This is a genomic window from Kribbella steppae (assembly GCF_004342025.1).
In the GTDB taxonomy this organism is placed as follows: Bacteria; Actinomycetota; Actinomycetes; order Propionibacteriales; family Kribbellaceae; genus Kribbella; species Kribbella steppae.
Genome location: NZ_SLWN01000018.1, coordinates 54,124 through 79,826, shown reverse-complemented (window position 1 = coordinate 79,826; position 25,703 = coordinate 54,124). Strand labels below are relative to the sequence as shown.

Here is a 25,703-nt window from a genome sequence, read left to right as displayed (position 1 = left end):
GCGACTGCCCACCATCCGCGGAGCTGGGCGACTGTCTGCGGGACAGGTCAGTCGTGGCGGGGGAGCAGTTGAGCCTTGAGTGAGACGCGGGCCCGGCTGATCCGGGATTTGACGGTGCCGACCGGGATGCCGACCTGGTCGGCGATCTCGTCGTAGCTGAGCTCGTAGATATCGCGCAGCATCACCGACGTGACCGTCTCGGGCAGGTCGGCCTCCAGTTGCTCCAGCGCGTCGAGCAGGTCCAGCCGGGTGCCGGCCACGACGCTGGTCGTGCGCGGATCGGGACGGTCGTACTTGGCCGGGCGATCGTCGTCGTGCCAGGCCGCGGTGTTCTCGACGGCGCGGCGCTTCAACCGTCGGTAGGTCTCGCGAGCGGCGTTCGACGCGACCACGTGGACCCAGGTGGTGAACCGGCTCCGGCCGGAGAAGGTGCCGACCTTCGTGGCGATCGCCAGCAGCGCGTCCTGGCAGGCGTCCTCGGCGTCGGCGCGGTGCGGCAGGACGCGCTGGCAGATCCGCATCACCTGCGGCTGCACCTGCCGGATCAGCTCGTCCAGCAAGGCGGGGTCCTGTGCAGCACGCCGGGCCAGTTCGTCGAGCGCGTCCGCGTCGTTGACCATGCTGTTGAGCATAATGACGGCATGGTTCAGCCTTCTCATTTTGGCCGCTACGCCGTGATCCGGAGGCTGGGCAGTGGTGGGTTCGCCGCCGTCTGGCTGGTCCGGGACGAAGCGCTGGACGCCGAGGTCGCGGTCAAGGTGCTGGCGGAGCATTGGGTCGACGATCTCGACGTACGGCGCCGGTTCGTCGAGGAAGGGCGCTTCCTGCGGAAGGTCGAGTCGCCGTACGTCGTTGGCGTGCACGACATCGGCACCACCGACGACGATCGGCCGTTCCTGGTGCTCACCTACGCCGACCGCGGCACGCTGGCCGACAGGATCAAGGCAGGCCGGCTCCCGCTGACCGACACAGTGGACGTGATCGAGGACGTCAGCGCCGGCCTGCAGGAGCTGCACGACCGAGGCGTCCTGCACCGCGACGTCAAGCCGGAGAACGTGCTCTTCCGCAGTACGCCGACCGGAGAGCGGGCCATGCTCGGCGATCTGGGCCTGGGCAAGTCGCTCGACGCGGTGTCGCGGGTGACGATGCCGGGCGGCACCCCGGCCTATGTCGCGCCCGAGCAGGTGCGCGGCGACGTACTCGACCCGCGAGCCGATCTGTACGCGCTGGCCGCGGTCACCTACGCCGCGCTGGCCGGCCAACCACCGTACGGTGCGACCACCCTGGCGGCGGTCCTGGCGGTCGACGGGCCGCCGGTCTCGTTGCAGACGGTTCGCGACGATATTCCCGCCGAGGTGGAGGCGGTCATCCTGCGCGGGCTGCACCAGGACCGGGAGCAGCGCTGGCCGGACGTTCGGTCGTTCGCCGACGCGCTGCGGACAGCTGCGCAGGCGAGCGTCCCGGCAACCGCACGCCGGCGCCCCTCGGTCAACCCGTGGCTGGCGGCAACGATCGCAGCCGCGCTGCTGGGTGGTGCCGGGGGTTACCTGGGCTGGCAGTACGGCGTCCAACGCCAGTGGGTGCGGGTCGTGGATCAACAGCAGGTGCTGTCGGTTGAGCTTCCCCGGGATTGGACGCGCACCCGCACCGGCGACGGTTGGCGGCCGCAGGGGGCGACGGGCCTGCTGCCCGGTCTGCTGGTGAGCGACGACAACAACGCCTGGAGCAACTCCGGTGCGAAGGTGCCGGGCGTCTTCGCGGGAGTGCTGCCGTCGGGGGAGTTACCCGCGGCCGCCGCCTTGCCCGGTCCGGCGGGCTGCACGGAGTCACCCGAGCGGGTCGACAAGCCTTCCACAGCAACGGCCAAGTACGTCGGCTGTCCGGCCGGTATGACGACGTACGAACGGGTGCAGCTGATCCAGGGGGCGCTGATCCGGATTCAGGTGCGGGCCGAGGACGGTGCGCAGGCCGAGCAGGTGCTCGACTCGGTGGACTACAAGCCAAGAAAATAAGGCGATGCGGCCTCTCCATGGAGAGGCCGCACCATCGTCTCAGTGGCCCAGTTGGTAGGGACGGTTGTTCTCGTCGCCGGTGCCCTTCTTCAACGGGGTGGCCAGCTCACAGGAGCCGGCCTTCGGCGCGCACCGGGCGATGGCGGTCTTGCCGCCTTGCTCGGCCAGCACCAGGATGTGGTCGGCGTCCTCCATCACAGCCGAGATGATCGCGACTGCGGAGCCACCCGACCACTCGCGCACGGCCTTGCCGGTCTTCAGGTCCAGCGCGGCGAACAGGCCGTCGCCGTACCCGTCCCGATAGGCCGGTCCGCCGAGCGCAAAGGCACTCCCGCCGAGGAGCTCGTCCACTGCGTAGTCGCAGGTGCTCCAGCGCTTCTTGGCCGATGCGAGGTCGATCAGCGCGGTGCAGCTGCCGTCGTCGGCCTGCGAAACGATCGACGCCGCGAGCTGGAGGTTCGACGACACCGCGGACGGCGTTGGTACGGCACTGATCGGCTTCGGCGCGTCGTCGCCGGCGGTCCACTTGTAGAGGGTCTGCTTCTCGCCCTTGGACAACGCGCTGAAGTAGACCTCGCTGCCCTGGACGGCGTGCACGATCGGTCCGTGCTCGCCCGTGCGCTGCAGTGAGTACTTCTCGCTGCTCGGGTTGTCGCGCCAGGTCAGCGTGAAACGCGGAAGCTCGGCGCCGTCGGCGGTGGTCGGCTGGACGGCGTAGGCGCTGCTCGACTGATCGGCCGAAGAGAGAACCGTCGAGACGTCGTTGACGGATTCACCGCGGGAGCCACCGCTCCAGGTGGTGAGCACGGCTTTGCCGTCGTCCTTCGGGCTGTGCAGAACGAGTGCGCCGGTACCTGTCCGCGCAATGTCCCAGATCGGGCCGTCCGACGCCGGTAAGGTGAACTTGGTGCCGCCGACGTGCACTGTCCGGCCGTCGACGTACGACGTGGCCGGTGCCGCGCCCTGCTTGAGCTTGGTGAGGTCGATCGTCTGCTTGACCGATCCGCTCGGGGTGGCCGGGGGAGTCCCGGGCGGCTTGCTCGGCGTCGTGGACGGTGTCGGCACCGGCTTGCTGACGCTGTCGATCGGGTTGGCGCCTCCGCCGGACGCCGCTGCGAGCGTCGGCGTCTGCTGCGCGGCAACCAGGGTGCCCGCCACCACAGCAGCGACCGAAACGCCCGTCACCAGGCCTGCCAGCTTGATGCTCCGATTCATGATGCCCTCCGGAATGAGTCCTCAGTGTGTCGTACGGAGGGCTTTGATGGTCAGCCGACACGATCGGTTCACGACGTCCGCCTCGTTGTTCGGTGCGGTACGCCGCCTTCAGGGCTGTGCGTCCGGAGATGCGCCGGCGGGGTAGTGTTTCGCTCTGATGCCTCCAGCCCGCGCCCGCCGTCCTCGTCCGCCCGACATGACAGTCCCCGTCGGCGCGCGCACGGTGTTCACCGACGGTGCCTGCTCGGGCAACCCTGGACCTGGAGGCTGGGCCTGGGCGCTGTCGACGACCGAGTATGCCGCCGGTCACGAGGCTGCCTCCACGAACCAGCGGATGGAGATCCGTGCCGCCCTCGAGGCCGTGCGGGCGAACGACGGTCCGTTGCTGGTCGTCTCGGATTCGACCTACGTCGTCAACTGCTTCCGCGACGGGTGGCACACAGGTTGGCTCGAGCGCGGCTGGCTCACCTCAGCAAAGAAGCCGGTCGCCAACAGGGACCTGTGGGAACCCTTGGTGGCGTTGGTGATCAAGCGCGGGGATGTCGCCTTCCAGTGGGTGAAGGGCCATTCCGGCCACGAGATGAACGACTTCGTGGATGGCTTGGCCGTCGCTGCCTGCTTCCCACAGCGCTGATTGGATCCGACCTGGATCCGATCCGCGACGAACCGGTCTTCAGGCAACTGATCGACGGATAGGTCTCGGCAGGTCGAAGACGTCCGAAGGTTGCGTCTTGTGATGATCCGGCGCGAGTGCTTACCTGATCGTGGGGGTGCGGTGCGGACGGGCGAGGTGCCTGCGGTCGCCGCAGAGGACGATGACCGATGGAGCGAGTACGCCGTACCTCGTGGTGGAAGCCGGATCGCACGAGGGGCAGCGGATCAATCTGACCGGCGCCCGCATGACGGTCGGCCGGTTGCCGAGCTGCGACGTACGGTTCGAGGACCCGTACCTGAGCCGGACGCATGCGGCGCTGTGGCAGCAGGGCGGTGTGGACTACGTCGAAGATCTGGGCTCGGCCGGCGGCACGTTCGTGAACGGCGAGGCGATCACGGTGCCGCGGCGGCTGTACCCGGGGGACCGGGTTGCGTTCGCGGACCTGCAGCTTCGCTACGGCACACGCGAGGGCGCGCCGACCGCGGTTCGCTACGACATCGGCGATCAGCGAGCGCACACGATCAACAATGTCGGGCGGGACCAGTACGTGCAGCATGTGATCCAGCAGCGGGAGAACTTCTTCCGCGAGATCGCCGCGACGAAGACGAAGGCTCGCGGGCTGATCTGGACCGGTGTCCTGGTGTTCCTGGTCGGACTCGCCATCGCCGCGTTCGGTTGGTACACGTACTTCGGTCAGCTCATGAACCTCTCGTCCGCGTCCGGTATGCCCACGAAGGACGACCTCAGCGGGTTCTTGGTCTTCGCGCTCGGTGGCCTGGTCAACCTGGTCGGCGTACTGCTGATCATCACCGGGATCGTGCTGCACGTCGTCGCCACCGCGCGCCGCCGGCGGGTCGACCGGGAGCTACCGCCACCCCAGCTCATGAGATGAGTCGCGATGACCTTCAACATCGGCAACCAGAACGCCGCCAACATCAACAACGTCGGCCGCGATCAGCACATCACGGGCGGTCAGACCGGCATCGTGGTGACATCGGAGCAGGCCCTGCAGGCGCTCGCCGACCTGCGAGCGGGCGTCAAGGCCACGCGTCTCGACCCGGTCTCCTCGGTCGCGGCGGAGACGGAACTCCGCGAGATCGAGGCCGGACTCCGCCAGCCGGAGCCGGATCGGACCCGGATCGCGCCGAGGCTCGAGCGGCTGACCCGCATCCTCCTCGCCGCGGGGTCACTCGCCTCGGCCGGATCGGCCCTCGTTGGGCCCCTCGGCATGCTCGCGCACTGGCTGGGAGCTCTCGGAGAGCCGATCCTCGGCCTGCTGCCGGCTCTGCTGTGACTACCGGGACGTTTCCTGCCGTACCAGTTGGCTGAGGCCGCCAGGGCGGCCGCGCCGGTTCTGCTCCAACGCGTGCGCGAGCCGGACGACGCCCAGCGATAGACGCCCAGGCCAAAGCCGTGCCCGGTGCAGCCTGCCGCAGTAGCGGACGAAACCACCGGCGCTAGGAGCGCACGAGCCGGGCGATGGCTTCGGAAGCTTCCTTGATCTTGCGATCGGCTTCGGGGCCGCCGGCGGCCGCGGCGTCGACGACACAGTGCGCGAGGTGGTCCTCGAGCAGGCCGAGGGCGACGGACTCCAGCGCCTTCGTCATGGCCGAGATCTGGGTGAGGATGTCGATGCAGTACTTCTCCTCCTCGACCATGCGTTGCAGGCCGCGGGACTGGCCCTCGATGCGGCGCAGCCGCCGCAGGTAAGCCTCTTTGTCGTCGATGTAACCGTGCTGTGCTGGTCCGTCCACGCTCACCACGTCCTCCCTTGGGTTCGCCGCACCCTACCCGCCCGACACCCGCAAGGTTCGGCGACCCTCTTGCATTTCATAGGGTACCCCCCTAGGGTACCGTCTCGTTTCCCGGTTCCCAACTTTCGGGACCTTCACGGCTTCACGAAATACCCTATACGGGTAAGGAGTATTACAATGAGTCAGCTGGAATCGCCGGCGTCGTCACGGCGCTGGTGGGCGCTCGGCCTGATCGCCGCAGCGCAGTTCATGGTGATCATGGACACCTCGATCATCGGTGTCGCGTTACCGAAGATGCAGGCTGAGCTCGGGTTCAGTCCGGGCAACCTGTCGTGGGTGTTCAACGCGTACGTCGTCGCGTTCGGCGGCCTGTTGCTGCTGGGCGGACGGTTGTCCGACCTTCTCGGTGCCCGCCGGATCTTCGCGGCCGGCTGGGCGGTCCTGCTGGCCGGGTCGCTGGTCGCGGGCCTCGCAACCGGTGTCGGTACTGAGCTGGCCGGCCGGGCGATCCAAGGCATCGGTGCGGCGTTGATCGCGCCGGCCGCGCTGACGCTCCTGATGATGTTGTTCGGCGCGAATCCCCGGGAGCTGACCAAGGCGATCGCGTTGTACGGCGCGGCCGCGCCGGCGGGCGGGACGGCAGGTGTGTTCCTCGGTGGTGTGATCACCGAGTACCTGTCCTGGCCGTGGGTGTTCTTCCTCAACGTGCCGATCGCGCTGATCGCCCTGGTCGCCACGCCTGCGTTGATGCCGAGTTCCGCCGTACGGCGTGGGTCGGTGGACCTGCTCGGTGCGTTGACCGTGACTGTCGGTCTCGGCGCCGGTGTGTACGCGATTGTCCGGGCGCCCGAGGTCGGTTGGTCGGCGGGCTCGACGCTGTCGGTCGGCGCGGCGGCCGTCGTACTGCTGGGTGTGTTCGTCGCGGTGCAGGCCAAGCGACGGGAGCCGTTGATGCGGCTCGGGATCTTCGCGGCGCCGAACCTGGCTGCCGCGAACGTCGCTCAGTTGCTGCTGGGTGCGGCCTGGGTGCCGATGTGGTTCTTCCTGAACCTGTACCTGCAGCAGGTCCTGGGGCTGAGCGCGTTCCCCAGCGGCGCCGCACTGTTGCCGATGACAACGTTCATCATGCTGGGCATGATCGTGGTCGCGCCGAGGCTGATCGCCGCGGCCGGTCCGAAGAAGACGCTGGTCGGCGGTATGGCCATCCTCACCGTGGGCCTGGCGGGACTGTCCCTGATCCGCTCGGACGGTTCCTTCTGGGCTGACGTACTGCCGGCCTCGTTGATCGCGGCCGCCGGGATGTCGCTGGCGTTCATCCCCAGCCTCGGCATCGCTTTGTCGTCGGCGCGTCCGGAGGAGGGTGGTCTGGCGTCCGGGATCGTGAACACCAGTTACCAGATCGGCTCCGCCCTCGGCCTGGCCGCGATGACCGCGGTGGCCGCCGCGAACGGCGCCGAGCTTCTCGGTGACGCCGCCGCACTCACCGACGGGTACTCGGCCGCCTTCATCGGCGCCGCGGTGATCGCCGCAGTCGGTGCGGTCCTGGCCGCGATCAGCCTGCGTATGCCGAGCGCCGCTGCTCAGCCGGACCCGGCCAGTTCGGTAGACGCATCGACGAGCCGGTGAACTGTCCACCGCTCCTCAGGGCGGCTCCGGTAACAGCCCTGGGGAGCGGCCTTCAGCCACACTGTCGCGCTTGCATGCATCAGCCCACCTCGCGGGCCGGGACGGCGGCGACCACCTCTTCCTGGTCAATCAGGAAGGAACAACTGGCCGCCACCTGGGCACCACCTGCGACTGACCCCCGTCACCAGTGACGTCGACGAAGCGAGGGAATGGCTCGAGGTCCTGCTCGCCGGCCCGACCGCAACGGTTCGGACACGGAAGCGTGCCGCTTCTTGGCGGGCCGTAGCGCCGACCGCGAGGCTCAGGTCGTGCGGACAGTCCACGGGCGGCGGCTGCTCAGCGGCGCGCTGTTGGTTGGGGTCCTCGGGTGCACGGCGCTCGGGTGCACGACGTCGACGCCCGATCCCCAGGCGTCGCAGCAGGGGTCACCACAGCAAGGGTCGCCGCAGCCGGGTTCACCGCAGTCGCCGACCATGCATGCTGGCGGGCTCATTGCCTTCGTCTCCGACCGCGAGGGCGCCGAGGCGCTCTACCTGATGCAGGCGGACGGCTCGAATGTGCGGCGGCTGACCGAGGAACTGCCGCCGGTCTCGCACCCGGCCTGGTCGGCGGACGGGCGACGGCTGGCGTTCAACGCGGGGTCGCCTACAGCGAGCGACATCTACCTGATCTCCCTGGACGGTACGGGATTGACGCAGATCACCCGCGACGCGGCCGCGAACTTCTACCCGAGTTGGTCGCCGGACGGACGACGACTGGCCTTCAGCTCCAACAGGGACGGCGACTGGGACATCTTCGTACTGGATGTCGACGGCTCGAACGTCCGGCAGCTGGTGAACTCGCCCGGGCTGGACGACAAGCCGCAATGGTCGCCGGACGGCTCGCGGATCGGCTTCGCAACCACGCGCAGCGGCGCGCCCGAGCTTCGCGCGGTCGATCCGGACACCGGCGTCGAACAGCCGCTCCTCCCGCAGCCGCTCCGCGGCATCAACCCGGCCTGGACCTCCGACGGCTCGCAGTTGGCGTACAACGTCGTGACGCCGGCTGGCTCGACATCGCGGTAGTGGCCGCGGACGGGACCGGACACCGCTCTGTCGTGGCCGAGTCGGCGTCGGAGGAACGACCACGATGGTCACCGAACGGCCGGTCGCTCGCGTACTACTCCGACGCGGAGGGCTCGTGGGACGTCTACGTCGTTGATGTCGAGACCGGTGTAAGCCGGGCTCTGACCCGGGCACCCGGGTTCGACGGGCAGCCCGCGTGGCAACCGACCGGGTAGCGCGGTAACTCCCGGCTCCTCATAGTCGGCGTGCACCTCAGGCCTTCGGCGTCGGCTGCCCGATCAGGGACAGCGATGCGCAACGCAGCCGGAGGCCCGATCTTGTGTCGCAGTGGACTTCTTCGCGTACCCGCTCAGATCGGTCAACGGCGCACCCGATAGCGCAGGTGAAGCACCCGGTTGCCCTGAATCACCACGTCAGGATCCTCCAACAGGTGCTGCGCGTCGACCGACCCGAAGTAGCGCTTGCCGGACCCGATCACGACGGGTACGACGTCCATGCGCACCTCGTCGATCAGGCCCGCGGCAAGCGCCTGGCCACCGACGTCGCCGGCGGCGACCTCGACCATGCGGTCACCCGCAAGCTCCTGCGCCTTGGCCAAGGCTGCCTCGACGCCGTCGACGAAGTGAAACGGCGCCTCGGGGTCCCAGCCCTCGGGCTCCGGCCGGTGCGTCACGACGACCACGTGGTCGATCCCGCTCGGAGGCTTCCCGTCCCAGCCGTCCGTCATGTCGAAGACGTGGCGGCCGGCGATTGTCGCCCCGATCTGGTCCCAGTACGCCCGGGTGTAGTCGTAGGAGGCCTGCGACACCTTTAGCACTCCGCTTTCGTCCAACGGGACGTCACCGCTGGTCAACCAGTCGAACAGCGGTCCGGGCTGGTCGTGCTCGTCCGCGATGAAGCCGTCCACCGACACCGTGCTGTACATGACCACCTTGCCCACGGGGCTCTCCTTTGCTTTTGGGGTGCCCCAAAATTAGCGTGTCGTGAGCTGTCGCTCTTGTAAGAAATCAATCGGCCGGCAGCGGCCAGCCGTCCAGCGCGTGGCCGGGATGTTCGCGCAGGAACCGCCGCCGGACTTCGACGTACCGGGTCGGCGTGAGCCCGGTGAACGCGCGGAACTCGTGGCCGAAGTGGGCCTGGTCGAAGTAGCCTGCGCCACCGGCGACCTCGCCCCAGTCGATCGGTTCGGCGAAGTCGATCGCGAGCAAGGTGGCGGCGAAGCGGTAGCTGCGGGCCAGCCGCTTCGGCGTGACGCCGATGAGATCCTTGAACCGCTGTGCCAGATGAGTGCTGCTGACACCGGCTGCCACCCTCAGGTCGCCGATCGCCACCGCCCCGCTGGTCGCCGCGATGACACTGCTCGTATGGCGGACCAGCCCCAGGCCGGCGGTTTCGCACAGCCGTCGCATCAGCTCCTCCTCGAGCAGCGCCAGCATCTCGTGCGGTCCGTCCGCCGTGGCCAGCCGGTCTCGCAGCTCAGCAATGGCGGGCCGGCCCCAAACCTGCTCTACCGTCACCGGCCGGTCACACAGCTCGGCCGCGGGCATCGGCAGGAACGGCGCCAGCCCCCACGCCTTGAAGTGGACGCCGACGGACCGGGTCCGGAGTGGGTAGCCGAACTCCCACGCGCGGGTGGGCATGGTGACCACGCAGCCGTCGGCGTACTCGGCCGTCTCGATGTCGGTGCCGGCGCGGATGCGGAACGGCGCCCCGAGGTTGACGATGAGCAACGCCGACGGCGCCGGCGGCAGCGTCAGCCGAGCGTACGGCGGCGCACCCTCCAGGTAGTAGAGGTCGTCGATCAGCCCGTCCAGCGGCGGTCGCGGCACTCTGGACACGTACTCCACGCCCACAGCATCGCCGACGCCCCGCCGGCATCGCGCGCCGGGATGGTCCAGCCGCACTGCCGCCGCTGGCGGCAGCCGGTCTCCCGGCGCGAGGTCACCAGACCGTATCAGTGAGGTGATGCGAGCGATGGCCCGATCGGCAAGACGCCGGCCGGCGCGGTCTTCGCGGGTCTGACGGCGCCCACCATGACGCTGACGGGCGGCTCCATGGATCGGTTTGGGGAGGAGTAACCGAACTCAGGAGCCGCCCGTAGGCTCGGCCGGCGTCGAGCCCTAGCTTGCGCTGGTGCTTCCCGCGGTCGTGTCGATCAGGTCAGAGGACCGGTACATGTCCGGCGTCGTGCCCGCCCGGACGAGAACGATGTTCTCGCCCTTGTGGGTCTTGAACTCCAGCAGACCGTTCTCCGCAGCGACGAGTGTCTCGGCCTTCCGTCCCTCGCGGTACAGCACCACATCGGAATTCCACGGGTTTCTGATGCGGGCGCGTTCGCCGAGCTGCGACTCGATCTCGACGTACTGGATATCGCCCGACACCATCGACGATGAGACCAGGAAACCGTCCTTGGCGAGCAGTTTGTACTTGGCGTCCCACGCCGTCGGCCACGCCGGGAACACGCGTATCACGGGGTCCCCCGCAGGAGTCGGACTCAGGCTCTGGCTCAGTGCTTCCTGCAGCGCCGCCGCAAAGGTGCCGTAGCCTTCGGCCGAGTAGTAGTCCAGCTGGTTGAAAAGCAGGTTCGGAAACACGCCGTAGGTGCTGAACACGCCGTACTGCGTGTTCAGGATCTTCACCATGTCATCCGCTCGCCCGAGCTTGGCGGCGTCCACGTGGAAGCGGCTGGAGCCGTTCCTGTCGATGACCTGGCCCTTGACCTGGTTGAGGTAGCCGGGCGAGTGGAGATAGGTGTTGAGCGCGATCTCCCAATCGCCGTTGTCGAGACCCTGGTCCCGCGTTTCCAGGTTCAGTACGTCGTACTTCTCGAGCATCTTGAAGATCGGGCTCTCGGTGCCGTGCAGATCCCTGATGAAGTACGCGGGCTGCAGGCCCTGCGCCCAGGCGGGCTGATCCGTCGCCAATTGCGAGGCCAGCGACGGGTTCGTACTCGCGGCCCACAGCGCGCCGGGGTCCGTTCGCAGCGGGTACGCGGCGAGATTGTCGCGGATGTCCTTCCATAGCGGGCGAGTCGCCTGGTCGGCCCCAAGCAGTTCGGAAGCCTTGACCACTGCCGCGAAGACGCCCCTGGCCATGGACAGATCATCGATGACGTCCTTGCCGGCCCAGATGTGCTCGTGCAGGTTCGTGTTGAAGAAGTGATACTTCCCGTCGCTCTCCTTCCGGAGACCATCGTAGGATCGGTACATCTCCGCCGCGCCCTTGATGAAGGGATAGGCAACCTTCCGCAGCCAGTGGAGATCCTTGGTGTAGCAGTACACCTGCCAGTAGTACTCGGCGGTCTCCTGGGTGGCCATCATGGTGTGCGTGACGTAGCTCGCCTGCCTGTTGCCGCCGAAGACGTTCCAGTTCCATGGGGAGAGGAACCTGTTTCTCCGCATGGTGATGTCGGTGAATTCCTGGCTGCGCGTAGTCGTCTTGAACGTGTAGTACTGCTGCATCGAGTCCGCGATCCCGTCCGGCAGGGTTTCCCAGCCCAGGATGCCGTCGGTCTCCCCGATGAAGATGCCCTCACTGCCCCACATCTGCCGGGCCGCGACTTCGTACTGTTCGTAACTGGACTGCCGCATCGTGAACATCGGCTCCAGCAGATCCAGGTGGTTGGCGGCCAGCAGGGGCTGATACAGGCAGTCCTGGTTCCAGTTCCAGTAGAAGCTGCCCCAGTCCCGCCGGTCCTCCTCGCCGATCCAGATGCCGCCGTTGTATTTGGAGGGAAAGGAGCCCCGGTTCGAGATGGCGGCCAGGTACATGTAGTAGTTGCGGCGCTGCTCGAAATTGAACTGGGTGGGGAAGTAGACGTACGACTTGTGCCAGAAGTCGCGCCACCAGGCCTGACTGCGGGCAGAGATCCGGGCATGGTCGGAAGCCTTGGTGGCGTTCGCCACGGCGGTGGCCCTGGCCGTACGAAGCGCGGTCCGCGAATCGGCGTTCCCGCCGACGACGACGGTGAAGGTGCCCTGTTGCGCGGGCAGATTCATCCTCAGCGTCGCCCGGTTGCCGATGGTGTTGCTGACGACGTTCGAGATCTCGCGGCCCCGCACGGTGGCCGCTACGGCTGTGTTGACGTAGTGGTCGTTGGCTTTCGTGCCGGTGTCGGCTGGCTCCTGAACAACCTGCTCCAGCACGATCGTTTCGTTCCGGGAACCCAGCCGTCCTGTGCCGGCGACGGTGGTCAGAGTGGATATCGCGCTGTGGGCGCCCCAGATCTGGTTGGCGTCCCGCAGCATGGCCAGATCGACGGTGATCGGCTGGGGTGTGGCGCGGTCGTCGGTCACCTGGATCGCGATGACGTCTGAATCCGTGTCGGCAATCACGTCGGCGCGTACATTGGTGCCGCTGATGCTCAGTTTGCCGTCGTACAGCGACAGATGCTGTCGCGTCGTGGCGTCGAAGACGGTCCCTGTCCCGAAGCCGATGTGGATCCGCCCGACAGCGCCGCCCCCGGAGTTCTGGTGGTCCTTCGAAGCCGCCGAGGCATCGTTGAACATGAACATGTCCGTGTGGTTCAGCTGCATGACGAGGGTGCTGCTGTTGCTTTGCCAGACCGGCCCGCCGAACCTTCCGTTCGCCACGGACATGCCCTGGGTCCCGGTCGTGATTCGTCCGGTGTAGATGAGGTCGGACCGACCGATCAGCCGGCTGTAGTCCGGGTTGAAAAGCGGCGTGGTCTTGTCGTTCGGGTGCGCCGGTGCCGCACCTGCTTGTGAAGCCATCGCGGACAACGGCCCGGTCGCTGCCGCCGACAACCCGAGGCTCAGTGTCCCGCCGACGAACCGGCGCCGCGAGACCCCACTCGTTGACGAGGTGCTTTCTGCTGCCATGTCGTACTCCTCCGTACCGGGAAGTTGTCTGTGACGGCCCCGTCCGCCCGTTGCGGGCATGACGATGCACGCCAGGCGACGGCGCTCCAGCAATGGTTCGACGTGGCCGCTCATCGGCACCGGGCGGGACGATTCGTCCTTCCTTTGCTCGGTACCGGCGGCGTCATCGGGTCATCGTTGCCCCCGGAAAAAGATTTAGCATACGTATTATGTTTGCGACAAGACTTCAGATACTGTCGGCACGGGCCGGTCCTGCCAGCCCGGCCGTCTTCACACCGGCTCTCGAGGGGACCACGGATGAAGATCACTGGATATCGCAGCCTGAGCACCGTTCATGACTGGGGGAGGGTGACCGGCGACGTCAATGGCGTGCAGAGTGGCCACACGACACCGGTGCCGGTCCTGGTCATCGAGACTGATGCCGGGATCGAGGGGGTGGGTCTTGGTGCTCATGCGGAGGTGGGGCGGGTGTTCCCCGCTATCGATGGCGAGGATCCGCGGTCGGTCGTGGCGCTGTATGACCGGATGCTCGACTGGGTGTTCAAGGCCGGTCATGCCGGTTCCATGTTCGGCACGATCGGTGCCGTTGATATGGCGTTGTGGGACATCAAGGCGAAGGCGGCCGACGAGCCGTTGTGGCGGACTCTAGGGGCGCGTGAGCGTTTTGTGCCTGCGTATGCGTCGGGTTTGGACTACGGCTTGAGCGAGGAGGAACTGGCCGAGTTGTACGGCCGGTTCGCGGAGCGTGGGTTCAAGGCGGGCAAGCTCAAGGGCGGCCGCGACCTGGATCGTGATCTGCCTCGGCTGGAGATCGTCCGTGAGGTGCTCGGGCGGAATTCTCGCCGGCCTGCGGTCATGTTCGACGCCAACGAGTCGTGGAACCAGGCGCAGGCTGCTCGGTATGTGGCGGCGATCGAGGAGCGGATGGATCTGACGTGGGTGGAGGAGCCGTTGCGGCGGTGGGATGCGGCGGGGATGGCGGTGTTACGGGGGAAGGTCCGCGCGGCGATTGCGAGTGGGGAGAACTTGACCGGGTTGGAGCAGTATCGCCCGCTGCTGGATGCCGGTGCGCTTGATGTTGTGCAGGTGGGGAATGTGTGGGGGATTACCCATTTCCTTCGGGTGGCGACGCTGGCGCATGCGCACGACCTGCCGGTGAGTCCGGTGGCGTACAACGCGAATCCGGTTGCGCATGCGGCGGCCGCGGTGCCGAACCTGTTGACCTACGAGGTGCAGGATCTGCATTTCCCTGTCGGTCTCGATGTCGATCAGGAGTTCGATGACGGAGGGATCGTTCTGGGCGACCGGCCCGGCCTCGGCATCCTGCTCGACGAGTCGCAGCTGTCACCGGGCAGCTCCGCGGGGGCTGTTCTCGCATCTACCGGACCGCACATCCGGCCTGCGCGCGCTGCGTTGCGCCTGGTGGCCGAGCCCGACGTGAGCGATGATCCCGGCGCAGCTACTGAGGCCGGTCTCGTGACGCGATGACCCGAGACCTATTTCTTCTTCTGACCCCGCACCCGCCCGCGCGGGGGACCGGCGTCGACCAGCCGGCGACGCTCCCACGACCCGCAGATGTGATCATGCATCGCCTTCTCGGCGGCGGCGACGTCCTTCCGGGCGATGGCGTCGAAGATCGCCGCGTGTTCCTCGAGGGTGAGCGCGACCGCGTCGGGCGGGTCGATGCCCTGGTATCGGCTGGAGTCCACGGCTCGTTTGTAGACCTGCTTGGCGATGTTCTCCGCCAGCCGATTGCCCGAGATCTCCATCACCGCGTAATGGAAGATCACGTCTGCCTGCCGGAACGAGTCCGTCTCCGACTCGCTCTCGCGCATGGTCGTCAACGCGTTCTCGAGCCGTCTCAACTCCGCCGCGCTGTGAGCTCCGGCCACCGCGCCTGCCATCGCCGACTCCAGGCTCGCCCGCACGACCGTCAGCTCGTCGAGCACGCCGAGGCTTTCGTCGTTGTCGATCAGGGCCGACAGCACCACCGGGTCCAGCATGTTCCAGTACCCCCGCGCCCGCACCTGTGTACCCCGGCCCGGCGAGACAGTCACCAGCCCCTTCTCCTCGAGCCGCTTCACCGACTCACGCAACACTGTGCGACTCACACCGAAGAGGTCGCTCAGCGGCCCTTCCGGAGGCAGCAGATCACCCTCCTGCAGCTGACCCGTGACAATGAGGTCGACGAGTTCGGCCACGACGGCGACACCCAGCCGGCCCACGGGGAGACGCCGCGGAATGAGACGGTCTACGGGGATCGGGTCTTTCGCCATACGTATGATCTTAGCGGCGGTAACAGCCTCGCCGCCGCAGAGAGGTCTGCCGACAGCCGGCGGCTACGGGACTCGTCAGGGAGCTGGATCGAGTGAGAGTGCGTTTGGCGTACGGGGAGTCCGGACTGGTCATCAACGTGGACTCTGCGCGTACCACCGTGGTGGAGCCGGTCCGCCATCAGGCTGCAGCCGACCCGGACGGGGTTCTGCGCCGGGCACTTCGTGAGCCCATTGCCGGACCACCGTTGCGCGATCGCGTTCGACGGGGCCAGACCGTGGCCATCTCCGCGTGCGACGGCACCCGCCCACAGCCGAGGCCCTTGATGATCCCGGCCGTCCTGTCGGAGTTGGAGGATGTGGTCGATCTCGCTGATGTCGTGATCCTGGTCGCGACCGGTACGCACCGCGGGAACAGCGACGCCGAGCTGCGCGAGATGTTCGGTGACGAGATCGTCGACACGGTACGGATCGTCAACCACGACGCCCGCGATCAGGCTGAGTTGGCCTGGCTCGGTGTCCATGGTGACGGCGTACCAGTGTGGCTGAACCGCCAATGGGTGGACGCGGACGTTCGGATCACCACCGGATTCGTCGAACCGCACTTCTTCGCCGGATTCTCGGGCGGACCAAAGCTCGTTGCGCCAGGGCTGGCCGGCCTCGACACCGTCTTGGTTCTGCACGATGCCACCAGGATCGGCAGTCCCGACGCGACGTGGGGAGTGACGCACGGAAACCCGGTCCATGACGATGTCCGGGCGATCGCGGAAGCGACCGGCGTGACGTTCGCGTTGGACGTCGTGCTCAATCGCGACAAGGACATCGTGGCGGCGTTCGGGGGAGACCTGCTGCCGATGCATGCCGCCGCCTGCGCTGCGGCCAAGCGAATCGCCATGCGGCCCGTGGTAAGTCCGTTCGACGTGGTCGTCACCACGAACTCCGGATACCCGCTCGACCAGAACCTTTATCAGTCGGTCAAGGGAATGTCGGCCGCGCATCAGATCATTCGCCGCGGCGGCACGATCATTTGTGCGGCTGAGTGCCGTGACGGCTTCCCGGATCACGGATCGTATCGCTCGGTCCTGAGCTCAGCGGATTCTCCGCAAGCGCTTCTCGATCAGATCAGCCGGCGCACTGCAACCACACCTGACCAGTGGCAGGTCCAGATCCAGGCCCGCATCCAATCGACCAGCCGCGTTGTCATGCATACCGGGACCCTCACCGACGCCGACCTGGCGGCGGTGCATCTGGAACAAACAGCCGACATTTCAACCGCAGTCGCCGAGTCGCTCGCCGCGGCCGGCCCCGACGCCCGCCTCTGCATCCTGCCGGAAGGTCCTCAAACGATCCCGTACGTCGCGTGAATGTTCGTCGCTGATCATCCATTCCGAGGCATCGGCCAGAGGATCCAGAAGCGCTCGGCCGAGTCGGCGCTGACCGCCGCACCGAGTGCGAGAGGGCGTCGCGACCACGAGGACGAGGTGGTCAGTGGCTGGTGACGACGAGCGTCGGCGGGTTGTGGACGAGGCCGGGAAGCGCGTTCGTTTCGTACGGCTGCCGCAGTCCGGGCCGCCAGGCGAGGATCCGGGTGCGGGATCCCGCGTCGAGGGCGATCGTCAACCAGTTACCACGGCCGGCGAAGGCCAGCCCGGGTTTCGACTTGGCGGGCAGTTCGATCCCTGGCACGATGCTCAGCCGGCCGGTGTCGAGTTGCATGATCGCGATGTCCATGGGCGGGAGCGGATAGCCGTCGAAACGTGAGTCTGACGATGGTCGTTCGATCAGGAGGGCGACCCTCGTGCCGTCAGGGCTGACGACACCGCAGCAGGCGGGGCGTGGAAGGGCGGATCCGAGGGTCTCCCCGCCGTCGATCGGCCGGCGGTGGAGCGTGCACGGTGACGCGTCGTCGTCACAGCCGCTGGTCCAGAAGACTTGGCCTGCGCCGGCCGCGAGCGGCGCCACATGTTCTTCGAGCTTGGCCCGCAACAGACCCGTACGTGCGTCGACGAGCGCGAGCCAGGTCGGTGAGATCGACGGATCGGGCTGCAGCAGCCCGACGACCGTGTCGCCCACGATTGCGGATGCGTAGAAGCCGAGCGGAAGCCTTACCCGCTGCCCGCCGGCGACCGGAGCGATCGTCCCGTAGGGGGAGTCGATGTCGCTGGCGAAGGAAGCGATCCAGACGCGATTGCCATCGGTCAGTGCCCACTCGGTGGGACCGAGTGGACGGATGACACTCACCCGGTGATCGACGCTGATGCGCAACATCGCGTAGGGAGCCGTCTCGCTGCATGACCCGGTGCTCGCGTACGCCGTGATCGGATCACCGGCCAGCACAGCGGCGTACTCGCCCGGACGGACGACTGGGTCAGGCAAGATCGTCGCGTGGCCGCTGTCGAAGTCGACGAGTCGCAGCCGTTCTCCGCCGAGCAGTACCTGGATCCCGGTGTGCTCCGCGGGTGGTGCACTCGACACGATAGGCAACAGCGTGACCGCCCCGCATGCGCCGGGTGCCGTCGGCCATGCCCGCGCCGACCGTCCGTCCGGGATCGTGCTGATCAGATCGGACGGGGTGGGTCTCGGCGGGGCATGATGTTGCGGACGATCCGTCGAGGCGCGGAGGACGATCAGGCTCAGCAGCGCCACCAGGACCAGAATCCATCCGGCCCTTCTGCGCCCACGTCTCGAAGCCTTCCCGACTTCGAGGACCTCGTCCTGATCGTGCTCCACACCACCATGAAAGCACCGCTCGTCTCGCTCAGGTCCACGGTTCGTCCGGTGTTGATCGAGTCCTGGATGCCCAAGCCTGCTGAGCTGGTCAGGCCTGTGGCCGGCACTGGGCTGTGATGAACGGCACGCCGACTCGACGACCGCGGTGCGCGGAGCCGACATGTCCTTGGACCAGGTATTTGCAAGGCGCAGGCTGGCCCTGCCGAAATCCGCAGCTCGTGCCACCGTTGCCATCAGCAACATCCCGCGGGAGGTAGGTCGATGGAGTGGTCTCGTCGCCGGGATGAGGGCTACCAAGCGGATGTAGGTGATGAGGCCTTGGCTGGGAACGCGCGCAGAAGCGTCGATCGTGCTGGACTGTCGAGATCGAGGTAGTTCTGAGTTGGGTGCCAATCTGGGTGGGTTGGTTCTTTATCGGCAGTACCACTCGCGTCAGGATTGGATCGTGAGCGCAACTGTCCACCTAATGCACGGTCTGGCGAGCTGCGTGCCGGCAGACTGCCCCGAGCTCCGCTCGTACCTGCACGAGGTTCTTGCGGAACCTCAGGACACCATCGCGTTGCCCCGTTGCCGGCGATGGTCGCGTGCGCTGAGGATCTGAGTACCGCGCGAACACTGACAGCCACCATCCGCGGGTTGCCTCGAGTGGTGGCTGTTGCGCTGACCACCAGCCGATTTGTGATCCGTCCGACTCCCTGGTCGCTGTGAGGCCAGATCCGGGATGCCGTTCCAACAGCATGAAGGAAGGACAGAGTGATGCTCGAGCCCGTCGTCGACAAAGGTCAGCTGACCGAGACTGACCGCTTCATCTTCGAGTCGTGGGGATACTTCATGATTCCCAACGTCTTGACAAAGGACGAGGCCGCGGAGGCTTACGATGTCTCGCGGCGTCTGCACGAGAACCGCGACCGCGAGTTCGGGCAGATCGGCCGGACCTACGAGAGCGAGCCGGTTCTGGAGCGGCTCATCGATCATCCTGACGTCCTTCCGAAGGTGCAGGGTCTGCTCGGCGACCGATTCGTGCTGCAGGCCGGCTGGAACACCATGCAGCCGGCGCACGCGGGGAACGGCCGTTGGCACCAGGACGGATCGTCCGCCTTCGACTTCAAGGACCTGGGATACCCGGTTCCGCTGCTTCAACTCCGCGTGTCGTACCTGCTCACCGATCAGACTGTGCCCGGCACGGGCAACATGGAGCTGATTCCCGGCAGCCACCGCTCGCGGGTCGGTCTCCCTGATTCAATCCGTGAGAGCAACGACGACATCGCGATCGGTCATGTCGTGTGCGCCGAAGCCGGGGCTGCTCTGGTGTTCCACAACGGCGTCTGGCATCGGACCTTCCGCCACGATGGCGACTACGACCGCTATACAACGCACTACGTCTACAGCCCACCGTGGGTCCGCATGGCCGACCGTTTCAACAATGACCCCGAGTTCCTTGAGCGCACCACGCCCCTGAGGCGCGCATTGATGGGGGAGTTCGCAAGGCCGGATGCCCCGTTCGGCGCCAACTACGATCCGCTTCCGATCTGACACACGGACTCGCTTCCCCGGACACCGGCCTTCCGTTGAACGCGGAGGCCGGTGCTTGCAGCGGTAGACGATGATCACGAGTCGACACCAGCTGCGGTCGGGCTGGCTCACCGGATCGAGGTGGCGGAGGCCGCGATGGCTCGACTGCAGGTTCTTTCTCGCGACATTATTGCGAGCTGTTGTGGGCAAATGACGCTCGGGCTGAGTCGAGCGCCTCCGGAGGTCTCCGGTTCGTCGAGGTGCCGCAAACCAGTGCGTGCGGTACGTCGTACGCACGCGACGGCTGCCAGTGGCGTAGAAGTGGCAGCAGCCGGGCCCGGCCACGGGCACACCGGGACTTGACCGTGCCGGGGGCGCAGTCGAGGATGGCGGCGGCTTCCTCGATCGAGTAGCCCTCCATGTCGACCAGGACGAGTGCGCTGCGCTGGTCGGAGTTGATCTGCTTGAGCGCGTTCAGCACGTCCAGCCGGCGCTCGCGGACCTCGGCCGGGTCGTCCTCGGACGGACCGGCCAGCTCGGCGGCGCGGTCTTCGTCCTCCGGCAGCGGGTCGGCGGCGCGGACCTGGCGGCGGCGGATCCGGTCCAGGCAGGCGTTCACCACGATCCGGTGCAGCCAGGTGGTCACCTTGGCGTCACCGCGGAACGAGTCGGCCCGGCGGAACGCCGAGATGAACGCCTCCTGCAGCGCGTCGGCGGCCTCCTCGGGCTCGCCGAGGGTGCGGATCGCGACCGCCCACATCCGGTCCCGGTGCCGCTTGACCAGGATCCCGAACGTGTCCGGGTTGCCGGCCACATGCTCGCGCATGAGCTCGGCGTCCGACAGAAAGCGTGGGGCGTCCTCGAGTTGCGACGCAGAGGACGCACCTGCCTCATGCGCGGTGGACCGTGGCATGTTCCCCACCTGCCTTTACTGCACATCGACGATTGACCTCTCCTACACGCGAGCACCGGCACACCGGTTCAGCCGAGCGATCCCGAAGTCTTCGAATGTCCAATCACGGATCTCGGATTCGTTGCTCCCGCCGAGCCGGAGGAAGTTCCGCGACGATCGCCGCCGCGAACTCTTCGGGTTCACCGGTCAGGTCCTGGCGAACCGGGATGTGCTGCTGGCTCATGAGCAGAAGTCTCGCTATGTCGGGTTCTGTTGCTTCGCGCAACGGAGCCAGCAACGGGAAGCACTTCGCCGAGGCGGCGGTAGCGCCGGGGGCAGGCCTGAGCCGTCCGGAACCAAGCGGACCTGTCGAGTCGCGCCGGCTGTCTTGAGGTCGTGGCATCTGTAGGACGATGACGGCGAATCGGTTCCGCGGTCGAGGTGATAAGTACTGCCGAACCAAATGGCTTCCATCTGTCGTCCGGCCCGGTCGTAACCTGCGCTTCTCCTTCGGTCACGCGGCTGAAACATGCGCTTCTTACGTTGGGAGTCCACGTCAGCCGCGCGAGGCGGTGAGCCGATGTACGAGCACGTCGACCCGTTCATCGGGACCGGCGCCACCGACTTGCCCACGCCCAAGGGCCTGGCCTCGACCTGGTGGTGGCCAAAGCCGCAGGTCGGCAACACCCACCCGGGCGCCATGCACCCCTTCGGGATGGTGTCGGCCTGCCCGTACTCCGGGGCCTACCCGACCGGTTACGGGCTGTACGACTTCAACACCGAGGGCGTGCCCGACCTGTTGTACGACCGCCCGGTCGCCTCCGGCTTCACCCACTTCCAGCAGTCCGGCACCGGCGCGATCCGCAAGTACTACAACTACTTCCAGCTCACCCCGATGCTCGGCCCGCTCGATGACCTGGGCACCACGTGGGACCTGCTGGAGGAGGTGGCCGAGCCCGGCTACTACGCGGCGACGCTGGGTTCGGGGGTGCACTGCGAGGTGACGGTCGGCCCCAAGTCGGCCGTCCACCGGTACACCTTCCCGGCGAATGACGCCGCCCGGATCGTCATCGACGCCTCGACCGGCGGCCTGGCCATCCCGCACAGCCGGACTGTGCCGCTGAAGGCGCACCTGGCGATGCTGGAGCCCGGGGTGGCTCAAGGGGAGATCCACGTCGAGGGGGTGCCGCTGGCTGTGCACCTGGAGGTCGACGCCCCCGGCTGGCGGCAGCTGCTGTGGTACGACCGGCGCCTGATGCCCGGCGGCACTCGCCTCGACTTCGACTACATCCGACCGACCACATTGCGGCCGTTCGGGCTGATGTTCATGGGACCATCGCGCGCCGAGCAGACCGTCGAGGTGCGGCTGGGGTTCTCCCTGCGTGGGTGTGAGACGGCCCGCGACAACCTCCGCGCGGACGTCGGCCGCACGCAGACCACCTTCGCCGGGCGGCGCGACCGCACGGCAGCCAGCTGGCGCGACCACCTCGGCAAGGTTGAGATCAAGACCGAATCCGACGACCAGGCAACGGTTTTCGGTACCGCGCTCTACCACTCGCTGGTCAAGCCGTGCTTCGCCCCGGACGAGAGCCCGTCGTGGACGACCGAGGGCCCGTACGCGTTCGACATCTGCACCATGTGGGACATCTACCGCACCCAACTGCCGCTGATGACCACGCTGTTCCCGCAGCGTTCGGTCGCGCTGGCCGGCGCGCTGCTGTCGATCTGCGAGCAGGAGGGCAACCTGCCGATCGGCTACCGGATGGCCAAGGGCGCCGACCGGTTCTCCCGGCAGGGCAGCGCCCTCGCGCACACCTTCTTTGCCGACCTGTGCCAACTGGATCTGCCTGGTATCGACTGGGACTGGGCCATGGTGCACCTGGAGATGGACCTGCGCCGGACGTACGGCGAGGACTACCTGGTGCACGGTGTGGCGCACCCGATCAGCCACACCCTCGACCTGGCGTACGCCTACCACTGCACCGCGGCGATCGCCCACAAGGTGCGCGATCGGCCACTGGCCCAGCAGATGCGCGACCTCGCTCAAGGCTGGCGGGCGGCGTACGACCCGGGCACCGGCCTGCTGCGCGACTCGACGTTCTACGAGGGCGGCCGGTGGAACTACTCCTTCCGGCTGCTGCACGACATGCGCGCCCGGATCGCACTCGCCGGCGGTGATGACGCGTTCGTGGGACTGCTCGACCGGTTCTTCGGGTACGACGCCGCACCGGTCACCCAGCCGGGGGTGGCGCCGAGCGTGGCCGAGATGGACGCCGGGTACGGCCTGTGCCGGTTCGAGGGATTGAACAACGAACCGGACTACGAGGCGCCGTGGTCCTACCACTACGCGGGACGGCCGGACCGAACCGCAGAGGTGGTGCATGCCGCCATCGCCAACCAATTCGGCACCGGCCGGGGCGGGCTGCCAGGAAACGACGACTCCGGCGGGCTGTCTGCGTGGTACGTGTGGGCGACGCTCGGGCTGTTCCCGGTGGCTGGGCAGAACCTGTTCCTGGTCAGCGCGCCGGCCGTGGCGGAGTCCACGACCCGGCTGCCGGACCGCGATCTGTCGATCACCACCACAGGATTCGAGCCGGTCGAGGCAGGCGGACCGGTCTCCTACGTCCAATCCATCACGGTGGACGGCAAGACACTCGAACGCCCCTGGATCTCCGGCCGGGAACTGCGGCACATCCGCAACCTGCACATCGAACTCGGCCCTCAGCCCTCCGGCTGGGGCACCCGGATCAGGCCACCATCCACATCCGACCCGCCACACGCCATTGGAGGTGAGGCATGAACATCGCCGACAACACGCTCACCCCGTCCACACCCAACCGCCGCCTGGTCATTGTTGTCCGCGCCGACCCGGTGATCTGCGGGCACTCCGGTGAGGCGAGGTGCCTCGCGGAGGTGGCGCTCACCCGCGGGTTCGACGACGTACGGATCGTGACCTGGCCGCTGGATGCGCTGGAGGCGGCCGGACTGCCGTTGAAACCACTCGACCGCGTGCTGCCGTACAGCCCTGGCATCACCGTGGAGCGGCCCGATCCCGTTGGCGACTACCGGGTTCCGGACGGGCGCTACCTGTCCGGGCTCATCGGGCGGCTGGTCGAGCTGTTCAGCGACGGGGTGCCGACGGTGGCGATGTCCCTGTACCTGAGCCCGCATGCGATCGGCGTGCAGGAGGCCGCCCAGGTGGCGCGCGGGATCGGGCCCGCACGGGTCACTACGGTGGCTGAGGCGGTGGGCTCCGACATCACCAACGTGGTGCGCGAGTGTGTGGCCACCGGCCGGTTCGGGGCGGCCGCGCACATCCTGTCGGTCTACCTGGCGGCCGACCACTGCGTGGCGGTGTCGGAGTACACCAGGGACCTGATCGTGGCCTCGGCGGCGGCCCTCGACGCCATGCACGGTACGACGTTCGCGCAGCGGTGCCGGGAGCGGATCGCCATCTCCTACCCGGCGGTCGACTCCTGGTCCTACCTGTCGCTCACCGATGACAGGATCGCCGAAACTCTGACCAGACGCGGCCTTTCGCGGGACGGGTACGTGCTGTTCCTGTCCCGGATCGCCTCGGCGAAGGGGGTCGACGACCTGATCGACGCCTACGTCGGGTCACGGTCGGCCGAGCGGGTGCAGCTCGTCCTGGCCGGGCGCGGGCCGCAGGAAGACGAGGTGGTGGCGAGGGTAGCGGCAGCGGGCCTGGGCGAGCGGGTGCAGGTGCTGACCGACGTGGACGACGCGGAGAAGCCGGCGCTGATGGCCGGGAGCGCGGCGTTCGTGCTGCCGACCCGCGAGCAGCCGGAGTTCGTGGAGACGTTCGGGATCGCGCTGGTCGAGAAGGCTCTCGCCGGCGGCGGGCCGATCATCACCTGCGCGACCGGCGGCGTACCCGAGGCGGTCGGTGATACGGCCCTGCTGGTGCCGCAGCGTGACCCGGATACCCTGCGGACCGTGCTTGACGAGGTCGTGTGCGACTGGACCCGCGAGCAGCGGGCGGGGGCCGAGCGGCGCGCGCGAGCGTACGCGTTGCAGTTCGACCGGATTGCAGTGTTCGACCGCCTCTTCACGTTCGCCGAGCCTCACGCCGTCCACGTCGGCTGAGCTGGATCTACCGGTCGCGGGGGCCGCTATGGCGCATTGATGGCAGGACGACGTTGATGAGCATGTTGGCCAGTTGCGGGATCGGGTGGCGGCGGCTGAGATGGCGATGGGTCGAGCGCGGCGGGCGCTTGATGCGGGAGCTCGGCGACATGGCGGAAAGCGCTGGACGAGGCTCGGGCGGAGGACGTCGAACTCGTCGAGATCGGCCTGGTCCTGTCCGGGGTTCTGCTGCTCATACTGGTGGCTGACCCCGGACCGGTAGGTGGGGTTGTCACTCCACCTGGAGTCGGAGCGCAGCTCGGGCCCGTGGACTGATGCGGAGTCGATCCGGCGGTGGCAGTGTCTGCGACATGGCGAGCGCGCGCGATCAAGATCCTGTGAAAGGTCGGTCGGGGGCGGAGGAGGTCGCTGGTGAAGCCGGCGGGCCGACGACGAAGGAGTCAGCCAGGTCCGCACCAATCCGAAGATGACCGCAGGGCCGAGGTCGGGTCGTCGCGGCCGGCGGTCATGACTACTGAAGGGGTTGAGGATGATCACTGGAGTCGCCAAGGTCGTCGTCCCGGTCGACGATCAGGAGCGGGCAAAGCAGTTTTGGACCGGCGCGATCGGGTTCAACGTCGTCATGGACGAGGTCCATGGCGACGAGCGCTGGATTGAGGTCGAGGCGCCCGATCGCTCGGTGGTGCTCGTGCTGAGCCGCCGTCCCAGCGACGAGCCGAGGCGTCAGGTGCCCGCCGCGCTGCCGCACTCGAATGTGTTCTTGACGTGCGAGGACATCGAGCAGACCTACGCCGAACTGACTGGGCGAGGGGTGCGCTTCCCGACGCCGCCCGCGGAAATGCATTTCGGCATGTGGTCGATGTTCGAGGACTGGGAGGGCACGCGGTTCGCGCTCGGACAGTGGGGATCGCCGTCAGCATGAATCCACCATGATGAGTGCGGCGGGCTTCCGCCTCGAGGGTGATGTCGATGTCGAGAGTCGCGCAGTACAGTCTGCTTGTGGTACAGGGTTCCGCTCGAGG

At 67.4% G+C, this 25,703-nt stretch carries 22 protein-coding genes; 13 read left to right on the top strand and 9 right to left on the bottom strand.

All coding sequences use genetic code 11. The annotated features are described in order from the left end of the window. Nucleotides 1-47 precede the first annotated feature (47 nt). Nucleotides 48-620 carry an RNA polymerase sigma factor gene (locus tag EV652_RS38005; RefSeq protein ID WP_132214721.1) on the bottom strand — a complete coding sequence of 191 codons (573 nt, stop codon included), beginning with the start codon at nucleotides 618-620 and terminating at the stop codon, nucleotides 48-50. A 21-nt stretch (nucleotides 621-641) separates the two neighbouring features. Between EV652_RS38005 and EV652_RS38000 the strand changes: the two genes are divergently transcribed. Beyond that, nucleotides 642-2,012: a serine/threonine-protein kinase gene (locus tag EV652_RS38000; RefSeq protein WP_132214719.1), complete on the top strand. Its 1,371-nt coding sequence runs from the start codon at nucleotides 642-644 to the stop codon at nucleotides 2,010-2,012. Nucleotides 2,013-2,051: 39 nt separating this feature from the next. Here the strand turns inward: EV652_RS38000 and EV652_RS37995 are convergent, their stop codons facing one another. Beyond that, nucleotides 2,052-3,227, bottom strand: a complete 1,176-nt coding sequence (locus EV652_RS37995; protein WP_132214717.1) for a hypothetical protein — start codon at nucleotides 3,225-3,227, stop codon at nucleotides 2,052-2,054. 196 nt (nucleotides 3,228-3,423) lie between these two features. Between EV652_RS37995 and EV652_RS37990 the strand changes: the two genes are divergently transcribed. The 3 genes from EV652_RS37990 to EV652_RS37980 all read left to right on the top strand — a co-directional run bounded on the left by EV652_RS37990 (nucleotide 3,424) and on the right by EV652_RS37980 (nucleotide 5,176). Beyond that, nucleotides 3,424-3,861, top strand: coding sequence for a ribonuclease H family protein (locus EV652_RS37990; protein ID WP_132214715.1), 438 nt, complete (start codon nucleotides 3,424-3,426; stop codon nucleotides 3,859-3,861). Between the two features lie 181 nt (nucleotides 3,862-4,042). Then, nucleotides 4,043-4,774 carry an FHA domain-containing protein gene (locus tag EV652_RS37985; RefSeq protein ID WP_132214713.1) on the top strand — a complete coding sequence of 244 codons (732 nt, stop codon included), beginning with the start codon at nucleotides 4,043-4,045 and terminating at the stop codon, nucleotides 4,772-4,774. 6 nt (nucleotides 4,775-4,780) lie between these two features. Continuing rightward, entirely contained in the window at nucleotides 4,781-5,176 is a 396-nt protein-coding gene (locus EV652_RS37980) for a hypothetical protein (protein ID WP_132214711.1), read from the top strand. A 163-nt stretch (nucleotides 5,177-5,339) separates the two neighbouring features. Here EV652_RS37980 and EV652_RS37975 read toward each other — a convergent pair whose 3' ends face one another. Continuing rightward, nucleotides 5,340-5,642: a metal-sensitive transcriptional regulator gene (locus tag EV652_RS37975; RefSeq protein WP_132214709.1), complete on the bottom strand. Its 303-nt coding sequence runs from the start codon at nucleotides 5,640-5,642 to the stop codon at nucleotides 5,340-5,342. 171 nt (nucleotides 5,643-5,813) lie between these two features. Here EV652_RS37975 and EV652_RS37970 point away from each other — a divergent pair, with 171 nt between their 5' ends. From EV652_RS37970 to EV652_RS44310, 3 genes are all read left to right on the top strand, one after another. Continuing rightward, nucleotides 5,814-7,262: an MFS transporter gene (locus tag EV652_RS37970; RefSeq protein WP_132214707.1), complete on the top strand. Its 1,449-nt coding sequence runs from the start codon at nucleotides 5,814-5,816 to the stop codon at nucleotides 7,260-7,262. Nucleotides 7,263-7,570: 308 nt separating this feature from the next. Beyond that, a complete protein-coding gene (locus EV652_RS37965; protein ID WP_158441460.1) occupies nucleotides 7,571-8,326 on the top strand; it encodes a TolB family protein in 756 nt (251 codons plus the stop codon). Nucleotides 8,327-8,358: 32 nt separating this feature from the next. After that, nucleotides 8,359-8,541 (top strand): TolB family protein, encoded by a 183-nt coding sequence (locus tag EV652_RS44310; RefSeq protein WP_158441458.1) that lies wholly within the window; start codon nucleotides 8,359-8,361, stop codon nucleotides 8,539-8,541. 143 nt (nucleotides 8,542-8,684) lie between these two features. Here EV652_RS44310 and EV652_RS37955 read toward each other — a convergent pair whose 3' ends face one another. From EV652_RS37955 to EV652_RS37945, 3 genes are all read right to left on the bottom strand, one after another. After that, the gene (locus EV652_RS37955) at nucleotides 8,685-9,266 is read right to left on the bottom strand and encodes a dihydrofolate reductase family protein (RefSeq protein ID WP_132214701.1); all 582 of its coding nucleotides are present in this window, start codon (nucleotides 9,264-9,266) and stop codon (nucleotides 8,685-8,687) included. 67 nt (nucleotides 9,267-9,333) lie between these two features. Further along, nucleotides 9,334-10,173, bottom strand: a complete 840-nt coding sequence (locus EV652_RS37950) for a helix-turn-helix domain-containing protein (protein WP_242002255.1) — start codon at nucleotides 10,171-10,173, stop codon at nucleotides 9,334-9,336. 273 nt (nucleotides 10,174-10,446) lie between these two features. Continuing rightward, nucleotides 10,447-13,167, bottom strand: coding sequence for a glycosyl hydrolase family 95 catalytic domain-containing protein (locus EV652_RS37945; protein ID WP_132214699.1), 2,721 nt, complete (start codon nucleotides 13,165-13,167; stop codon nucleotides 10,447-10,449). A 348-nt stretch (nucleotides 13,168-13,515) separates the two neighbouring features. Here EV652_RS37945 and EV652_RS37940 point away from each other — a divergent pair, with 348 nt between their 5' ends. Further along, nucleotides 13,516-14,655, top strand: coding sequence for a mandelate racemase/muconate lactonizing enzyme family protein (locus tag EV652_RS37940; RefSeq protein ID WP_199238631.1), 1,140 nt, complete (start codon nucleotides 13,516-13,518; stop codon nucleotides 14,653-14,655). An 8-nt stretch (nucleotides 14,656-14,663) separates the two neighbouring features. On the opposite strand, the gene EV652_RS37935 is transcribed toward EV652_RS37940, so the two are convergent. Next, nucleotides 14,664-15,443, bottom strand: a complete 780-nt coding sequence (locus EV652_RS37935; protein WP_132214697.1) for a FadR/GntR family transcriptional regulator — start codon at nucleotides 15,441-15,443, stop codon at nucleotides 14,664-14,666. A 92-nt stretch (nucleotides 15,444-15,535) separates the two neighbouring features. On the opposite strand from EV652_RS37935, the gene larA reads away from it, so the two are divergent. Beyond that, the gene (gene larA / locus EV652_RS37930; protein ID WP_132214695.1) at nucleotides 15,536-16,804 is read left to right on the top strand and encodes a nickel-dependent lactate racemase; all 1,269 of its coding nucleotides are present in this window, start codon (nucleotides 15,536-15,538) and stop codon (nucleotides 16,802-16,804) included. A 121-nt stretch (nucleotides 16,805-16,925) separates the two neighbouring features. On the opposite strand, the gene EV652_RS37925 is transcribed toward larA, so the two are convergent. Continuing rightward, nucleotides 16,926-18,086 (bottom strand): hypothetical protein, encoded by a 1,161-nt coding sequence (locus EV652_RS37925; RefSeq protein ID WP_132214693.1) that lies wholly within the window; start codon nucleotides 18,084-18,086, stop codon nucleotides 16,926-16,928. A gap of 840 nt (nucleotides 18,087-18,926) precedes the next feature. Between EV652_RS37925 and EV652_RS37920 the strand changes: the two genes are divergently transcribed. After that, entirely contained in the window at nucleotides 18,927-19,703 is a 777-nt protein-coding gene (locus EV652_RS37920; protein ID WP_132214691.1) for a phytanoyl-CoA dioxygenase family protein, read from the top strand. Nucleotides 19,704-19,869: 166 nt separating this feature from the next. Here EV652_RS37920 and sigM read toward each other — a convergent pair whose 3' ends face one another. Beyond that, complete coding sequence (gene sigM / locus EV652_RS37915) at nucleotides 19,870-20,595, bottom strand: RNA polymerase sigma factor SigM (RefSeq protein ID WP_242002254.1); 726 nt, start codon at nucleotides 20,593-20,595, stop codon at nucleotides 19,870-19,872. Between the two features lie 559 nt (nucleotides 20,596-21,154). Here sigM and EV652_RS37910 point away from each other — a divergent pair. From EV652_RS37910 to EV652_RS37900, 3 genes are all read left to right on the top strand, one after another. Then, on the top strand, nucleotides 21,155-23,374 hold the full coding sequence (locus EV652_RS37910) for a glycoside hydrolase domain-containing protein (RefSeq protein ID WP_132214689.1): 2,220 nt from the start codon (nucleotides 21,155-21,157) through the stop codon (nucleotides 23,372-23,374). Next, nucleotides 23,371-24,681, top strand: coding sequence for a glycosyltransferase (locus tag EV652_RS37905; RefSeq protein WP_132214687.1), 1,311 nt, complete (start codon nucleotides 23,371-23,373; stop codon nucleotides 24,679-24,681). Before EV652_RS37910 ends, EV652_RS37905 begins: the two co-directional genes overlap by 4 nt. A gap of 529 nt (nucleotides 24,682-25,210) precedes the next feature. Further along, the gene (locus EV652_RS37900; protein ID WP_132214685.1) at nucleotides 25,211-25,603 is read left to right on the top strand and encodes a glyoxalase superfamily protein; all 393 of its coding nucleotides are present in this window, start codon (nucleotides 25,211-25,213) and stop codon (nucleotides 25,601-25,603) included. Nucleotides 25,604-25,703 lie beyond the last annotated feature (100 nt).

Excerpts from the sequence above, each read along its gene's own strand:
- EV652_RS37910 (WP_132214689.1), top strand. The coding sequence starts at position 21,155 with ATGTACGAGCACGTCGACCCGTTCATCGGGACCGGCGCCACCGACTTG.
- EV652_RS38005 (WP_132214721.1), bottom strand. The coding sequence starts at position 620 with ATGGTCAACGACGCGGACGCGCTCGACGAACTGGCCCGGCGTGCTGCA.
- EV652_RS37945 (WP_132214699.1), bottom strand. The coding sequence starts at position 13,167 with ATGGCAGCAGAAAGCACCTCGTCAACGAGTGGGGTCTCGCGGCGCCGG.
- EV652_RS38000 (WP_132214719.1), top strand. The coding sequence starts at position 642 with ATGGTTCAGCCTTCTCATTTTGGCCGCTACGCCGTGATCCGGAGGCTG.
- EV652_RS37920 (WP_132214691.1), top strand. The coding sequence starts at position 18,927 with ATGCTCGAGCCCGTCGTCGACAAAGGTCAGCTGACCGAGACTGACCGC.
- EV652_RS37995 (WP_132214717.1), bottom strand. The coding sequence starts at position 3,227 with ATGAATCGGAGCATCAAGCTGGCAGGCCTGGTGACGGGCGTTTCGGTC.
- EV652_RS37970 (WP_132214707.1), top strand. The coding sequence starts at position 5,814 with ATGAGTCAGCTGGAATCGCCGGCGTCGTCACGGCGCTGGTGGGCGCTC.
- EV652_RS37980 (WP_132214711.1), top strand. The coding sequence starts at position 4,781 with ATGACCTTCAACATCGGCAACCAGAACGCCGCCAACATCAACAACGTC.
- EV652_RS37985 (WP_132214713.1), top strand. The coding sequence starts at position 4,043 with ATGACCGATGGAGCGAGTACGCCGTACCTCGTGGTGGAAGCCGGATCG.
- EV652_RS37990 (WP_132214715.1), top strand. The coding sequence starts at position 3,424 with ATGACAGTCCCCGTCGGCGCGCGCACGGTGTTCACCGACGGTGCCTGC.
- sigM (WP_242002254.1), bottom strand. The coding sequence starts at position 20,595 with ATGCCACGGTCCACCGCGCATGAGGCAGGTGCGTCCTCTGCGTCGCAA.
- EV652_RS37905 (WP_132214687.1), top strand. The coding sequence starts at position 23,371 with ATGAACATCGCCGACAACACGCTCACCCCGTCCACACCCAACCGCCGC.
- EV652_RS37935 (WP_132214697.1), bottom strand. The coding sequence starts at position 15,443 with ATGGCGAAAGACCCGATCCCCGTAGACCGTCTCATTCCGCGGCGTCTC.
- EV652_RS37900 (WP_132214685.1), top strand. The coding sequence starts at position 25,211 with ATGATCACTGGAGTCGCCAAGGTCGTCGTCCCGGTCGACGATCAGGAG.